The sequence below is a fragment of the Halomicrococcus pelagicus genome, assembly GCF_050954125.1.
The window spans coordinates 99,247-105,333 of sequence record NZ_JBPBWC010000018.1; the positions used below are offsets into that span (position 1 = coordinate 99,247).

Annotated in this window: 5 protein-coding genes; 3 read left to right on the plus strand and 2 right to left on the minus strand. The window is 51.6% G+C overall.

From position 1 onward, the window contains the following. Positions 1-54: 54 nt before the first annotated feature. Positions 55-1,416 carry an alkaline phosphatase family protein gene (locus ACRYA2_RS22005; RefSeq protein ID WP_433633080.1) on the minus strand — a complete coding sequence of 454 codons (1,362 nt, stop codon included), beginning with the start codon at positions 1,414-1,416 and terminating at the stop codon, positions 55-57. Next, positions 1,413-2,615: an inositol-3-phosphate synthase gene (locus ACRYA2_RS22010; protein ID WP_433633082.1), complete on the minus strand. Its 1,203-nt coding sequence runs from the start codon at positions 2,613-2,615 to the stop codon at positions 1,413-1,415. The genes ACRYA2_RS22005 and ACRYA2_RS22010 overlap by 4 nt, the downstream gene beginning before the upstream one ends. 451 nt (positions 2,616-3,066) lie before the next feature. On the opposite strand from ACRYA2_RS22010, the gene ACRYA2_RS22015 reads away from it, so the two are divergent. Genes ACRYA2_RS22015 through ACRYA2_RS22025 form a run of 3 tightly spaced genes read left to right on the plus strand, consistent with a single transcriptional unit; the run spans position 3,067 to position 5,674 of the window. Beyond that, positions 3,067-3,846 (plus strand): TatD family hydrolase, encoded by a 780-nt coding sequence (locus tag ACRYA2_RS22015; RefSeq protein WP_433633094.1) that lies wholly within the window; start codon positions 3,067-3,069, stop codon positions 3,844-3,846. Positions 3,847-3,848: 2 nt separating this feature from the next. Beyond that, complete coding sequence (locus ACRYA2_RS22020; RefSeq protein WP_433633096.1) at positions 3,849-4,724, plus strand: sugar phosphate isomerase/epimerase family protein; 876 nt, start codon at positions 3,849-3,851, stop codon at positions 4,722-4,724. Between the two features lie 32 nt (positions 4,725-4,756). Then, positions 4,757-5,674 carry a UbiA family prenyltransferase gene (locus tag ACRYA2_RS22025; protein WP_433633084.1) on the plus strand — a complete coding sequence of 306 codons (918 nt, stop codon included), beginning with the start codon at positions 4,757-4,759 and terminating at the stop codon, positions 5,672-5,674. Positions 5,675-6,087: the final 413 nt, after the last annotated feature.

Sequence of the window (6,087 nt, forward strand, 5' to 3'; positions counted from 1 at the left end):
GGTTCCGGCGTTTCACCCGCTATCACAGTCACATCAAGCACTAGTAGTGAGGAGCTACTCTAGCAGTGAGGCGCACTCAAATGAGTTGGTGACTCTGTCAGTAATACCAAGGAGCTCTATAATAGTCGGTGTGACTTCTCGTGCATCAACTACTTCATCGAAGGAACTATTGGGTGCTGCTGGCCCGCCAACGCCGTATATTCCGAATGCTGCCTCGTCGACACGGCCGTGTGACCCACCGACCTTTGTCGGGTCGAGCGAAGCGAGGCCCTCCTCACCGAAGAACAGTTCACAGGGATCAAAGCCAGGTTTGGCGTGGATATCCATATCGGTCGCGTACGACGGCGCGTCGGCGCGGTCGTGCCACCAATAGTATTGGAACCACGCGTCGGGTTCCGCGACGAGGACGAGGTCGCCTGCGTTCGGATGGTCGATGCCGTACTCGACCTTCCCTTCTTTGTCGAGAACCTCCTCAATCCCATCAATTACCTCGAGATTTTCCTGAACATCAGTAACTGACCCACTAGTATAGACGTGAGCAATTTGGTGGTCAACCATCGCAAAGGCGTCCGAATCTTGGAAATTGACCTCTTCACCACCTTCGCTACCTTCGGTTATAGCTAGTAGATCATTCTCTCGGAGTACGCGGTTCGGGAATACAGGAGTGTCGACTCCATGAAAACCATATTCGCTGACAACGTTCACAACCGTCTCATCCCAGCGGTCGTCCGCTTGGAGTGTATCAAGGAAGTCGCCGACGAGAGTGTCGATCTCTTCGACTGCTGAGCGCAGTTTCTCGCCGGGGCCGTGCCGGAGTCCGGCATAGTCGAGGTGTGGAATATAGATCCAGAGTAAATCCGGGTCAACCTGTTCAATTCCCTCGATTGCTGCATTGAGTATCCACTCACTGCTCGATTTGCCAGCAGCTGGCCCCCAGTAGTTGTGCAGGGGGAAGTGACCGTACTCTTCCCGGAGGTCGTCGTAGAACCCGTCAGGGTTTGTCCAGCAGTTCATCTCGATCAAGTTGTTGTTTTCGTCTTCAATAGGTGATGGTGTGACAGCTACGTCGGCGTCCGACCCGATAAGGTGCTGGAAGAAGAATGCGCCCGTCGTCAGTCCGGCGTCACGAGCCGTCTCCCAAATCCGGTCGCGATCATCGCGATCGCGCTCCCAGAACGCTACTTTGTCGGCTTGGCGGTCGTACTCACCACTGGCGACGTCGCCGTGCTCGTCCGGCGATAGCCCCGTGGCAAGCGTCGTCTGTGCCGGGACAGTAAGCGCGGGGAACGGTGGACGGAGTGCTGATACATTGCCGAGGAGCTCAGCGAGATTTGGAGCAAGATCGTCAGTTACGTGTTTGGGTTGTAGGCCAATTACGTCAAGCACGACGATTCTTCCCACGTCAGAGCCAGTCATCTGTTTTCCTCCTGTACATAGTTTTCTGCATATTTATAAAGCAGCTCGAATTGACGGGAAAGGTCATGCTCGTCGACGCTGAGTGGTGATTTGAAGAATGAGGCGAGCTGCGGCTGGAGGCCCCCCTCTCCGTGTTTGTCGGCGTGAGCGGTGAGCCGTACGAGGTCGAGGATGAGTGGCGCGGCCAGTGCTGAGTCAGATCCTTCCCACGTGAACTGCATCTTCATCTGCGTGTCAAGGAAGCCCTGGAAGCGGATGTCGTCCCATGCGGTCTTCCAGTCACCCAGCGGGGGTGTATAGTCGATGCGCACTCGGTTATGGAACTCTTCATTGAGGATGCTATCAAGGACGCCGCCCTTGCTCGCTAGCTTTCCTGCCTCGTTCGCCTCGTCCTCCAGCACTGCCCCGTCGGTATTGCCGAGGATGTTATGGCCTTCCCAGGACTGCACCCGGAGGTTCCGCTGAGCGAACATCGGCGCGAGTGCCGACTTCACAAGCGTCTCACCAGTCTTGCCGTCTCGACCCATGTGAGGCACTGACTTCTTGTCTGCCAGTTCACATAACCCGCCTAATGCGGACCCCGTGCTAGGAGTGAAATTGATGTAGGGGTGCTCCTCGACGAGTGCGGCGTAGGCGTATAACGAACTAGCCGGTAGATTCCGGTCGTCCTCGTCGATAGCCGACTCGAATGCTTTTACTGTATTATATCGATCTGGAGATTCTAGCGGCGGCTCAGTTGAGGCAACATTGACAACTATTAGCCTGTCGAGTCCGTGTGTATCTACGAACATTGCATAGTCGTCTCGAATTTGGGAAACGATGTCGGCCACTGTTGCCTCGTCGATAGCCTGACTATCCGCGAGGTCCTCAACAACTTGCCCGCAGCTGATCGGCGTTCCAGTCTTCACCCGTTCGTCTATTGCTTGGAGATCATCCCGTACGGTGTTCAGTGCTGTTCTGTCTAGAACACCACTAGACAGGTGTACTTCTTCAGCAGTTTGTTCGATACTTTGGGTGCGGATGTCATGCCCGGCGAAAACCAGATCACTGACTTCAGGGAGCGATAACGATGCCACCGGCTCTCGAGCTGTCACCATCCCAGTCATCTCACTCACTCCTCTTGCAATCGCTCGCGCCCCGACCATCGCTAGCGTTGCAACGTTACCTCGTGCTCCGATTAACCATACTCCAGTACTCATATTGAGCGATTATCTTTAAGATACTAATATGTTTCTCTATCCTTATTAAGGCAGTCAATCATCTTGGATCTGATTGATTGTAACTTAGCGATTGTGCCGAAGTTACTCCACTAGCATTACCAGCTCAGATCAGTATCGGAGTCCCGGCGGGAGAGCTGCTCTTGGCTTTCACTGAAATCAAGATTTTTGTCTAGCACCGTCTCCTGGGGATGTTGCCACTCTTCGTCGCAGTTCTCGCAACGCCATACTTCGTGTGGACGACCATCGTCCGGCGTCTTCTGTACGGAATTAATTGGGTCACCGCAGTGCGGACAGACTTCAGGCATGGATGTACTAAAGAGACAGCGGGTGGTAAGCTTTTGTAACCCGGCCTCTTTTTTCACCATCAAGTAACTTTAATATCCTTGAATTACAATCGGTGGGTATGTCGATTCCAATAATCGATCCCCATATGCACATGGTATCTCGGTCGACTAACGACTATGAACGAGCACGCTTAGCCGGCATTGAATGCTGCGTGGAGCCTGCATTCTGGAGTGGAACCGACAAGCAGCACGCAGAGTCCTTCTTCGATTACTTTGAGCAGATTATTGACTTCGAGACAGACCGCGCTGATCGAGCCGCTGGCATCGATCACTATGTCACTATCGCACTTGAGCCCAAAGAGGCCAATTACCCCAAGATGGCTGAGCGAGTAATGGACCGGATTCCAGAGTATCTCGAACGTGAGAACGTCATCGGTGTGGGAGAAATTGGTCTTGACCAGGACACTAAGGAAGAACGAGAAGCGTTCCGTCGTCAACTTCGGATGGCCGAGGAACGAGAACTACCAGTTATTGTTCATACGCCGCACACGAATAAGCCAGAAGGAACAGAAACTATTGTAGAGATCATAGAAAATGAGGACGTAGCTGAGGATCGCATCGTCATTGACCATAACACAGAGAACACTATCGATACAGCAATCGAAACCGACTGCTGGATTGGTTTTACTTTGTATCCTGGCAAGATCAACGATGAGACAGCGATTGATCTGTTAGAGGAGTACGGCACAGACAAGATGCTCCTTAACAGCGCGGCTGACTGGGATCCTTCAGACCCGTTGGCTGTGCCGAAGGCTCGCGATAAAATGCTTGATCGGGGATGGGATCGCGATGAAGTCCGGAAAGTCGTCTTCGACAACCCCTTTGAGTTCTTTAACCAATCGCCGAACTTCAATTTCGAACTATGACAATGCAGTTCGGATTCTCATCCAATGCTTTCCGGGAATATACATTAACTGACACTATTGAGATTCTCGCCAATATTGGCTATGACGGTGTCGAGATACTGCTTGACGAACCACATCTGTATCCAACAGAGTCAAATGAGCAAGAAATTGAGCGTGTTCAGCGCTCACTTGACGAACATGGTCTTGTCGTGAGCAACTGTAACGCGTTCATGCTCAGTGCCGCTGAACGGAGTCAAGAAAGTCGGAAAGCAGAATACGGACGTGAAACGGAAGCCTTCCACCACCCCTCGTTTGTTGAACTTGATGCTGACGATCGTCAAAAGCGAGTGGAACACACTAAAACTGCTTTGAGGACAGCGGCAGCACTCGACGCACCACATATTTCAATCCCGCCTGGTGGTCCAGTACCAGCGCGGAAGTCTGATGAACAGGCAATGGACGAGTTTGTTAACGGACTACAGTCGGTCGCTAAAACCGCCGAGGCGGTTGGAGTTGATATCCTGATTGAACCGGAACCGGACTTACTCATCGAGACCTCCGAAGAATTTCTCGAATTAATGGACCGGGTTGACTCTCCTCGAGTCGGTTGTAACTTTGATGCCGGTCATTTCTTCTCGGTTAATGAGAATCCTGCAGCACTCGTTGAGAAACTCTCCGAGTTTACTCACCACTACCACCTCGAAGACATTCCTGCTGACCGGACTCACAAACATACTCAACTCGGGGAAGGAGCGATGAATATCGACGAATTCCTCTCTGCGGTTGAGGAGACGGACTATGAGGGGTTCGTCACCGTTGAGCTCTATCCGTACCAGGAAACAGCTGCAGAGTCCGCTCATGATGCGATGCAGTATTTACAAGAACATGGCTGGACTTGAATATTCTTCCCTACTGATGGACTTAAACCAAGATGGACGGTGACAAGAGAAGTTATCCCTCGTTTAAAGCATATGCTAAGCTAGTCCGTCTTCCGAATCTTTTCACGGCTCCTCCCGATGTCGTACTCGGTGCCGCACTCGCAAGCGGAATTTATTCTCCGGCTTCAGTCAGTGGGATCACTGGACTCATAACCGCGTCTATTCTGCTGTACGCTGCGGGAACAATATTGAATGATTACTTTGATATCGCCGAGGATGCCCGTAATCGTCCGGAACGGCCACTTCCTTCTGGGGAGGTGTCACCGAGACAAGCACTTATGCTTGGCATCACACTGTTACTCGGCGGTGTCGTGGCGGCTTGGGTTGCTGTTGGCCCGGTTGCTGGAGCAGTAGCTGGATGTCTTGCACTTCTGATTGTACTCTATGATGGTATCTTCAAGGGGTCCGTTGTCGGTTATTTATTCATGGGTTCTGCTCGAGGATTAAATGTCCTTCTTGGAACGACAGTAGCGGTGTCATCTACTGTATTTTCACCACAGGCGGCTGTAGTTGCCGGCTTCATCTTTCTGTACATCGCTGCAGTTACGTACATGGCAGAGTATGAAACTGGCGGCACCAATAGTCGGCCGGTGCTACTCGCAATGGGTGCGATGATGCTTGCTGCACTCGGCCCCCTCGGATTCTCACTTGCTTATTCGTCTAGTTGGCTCAATTTTGCCCTTGTGGTAGGTTTCGACGCTTTATTTGTTGGCTGGACTGGCCGAATGCTGTGGACCGCCTACGTCAACCCCATACCCGGAAACATTGGACCAGCTGTCGGGGCATGTATTCTTGGACTCACAGCACTAGACGCGGCGTTTGCTACAATTGTCGGATTCAGATGGGCAATTATTATTTTGGCATTCGGGATCCCTGCGATTGGTCTCTCCCGACTGTTTGATGTGAGCTAGAAGGCTATCTCTCAGGACTGATGGACTTTCCCGTAAATTCCTTTCTTCTCTTAAACTTCGTTGTTATTGATCGAGGATCAAGCGTCTATTCCCGTCTTCAGGCCGTGTCAAAGGGATAAAATAGACAGATCACCGTTAGACCTGTAGTGAACGCCGTACTACCTCCAGTCGATTGTGAGGGTAGTTCACAGATGCTATTTACTGAAATGATAAGTAACGGCGCTGTATTCGTTCGTTTCTTAGAGAAGAGGAAATATATCTGGAATCTAGTGAATACTTCAATTCCCCCTACGAACTGTAGTTTGCTGTTCCTCTTCTAGAGCTTCGAGGAGAATACCTGCGGCTTTAGCCGCAGGATGAATCCGAGAAGATGGAACCAGTCCACGTTCGCTCGCCAGTTCGAGATTTCCAAT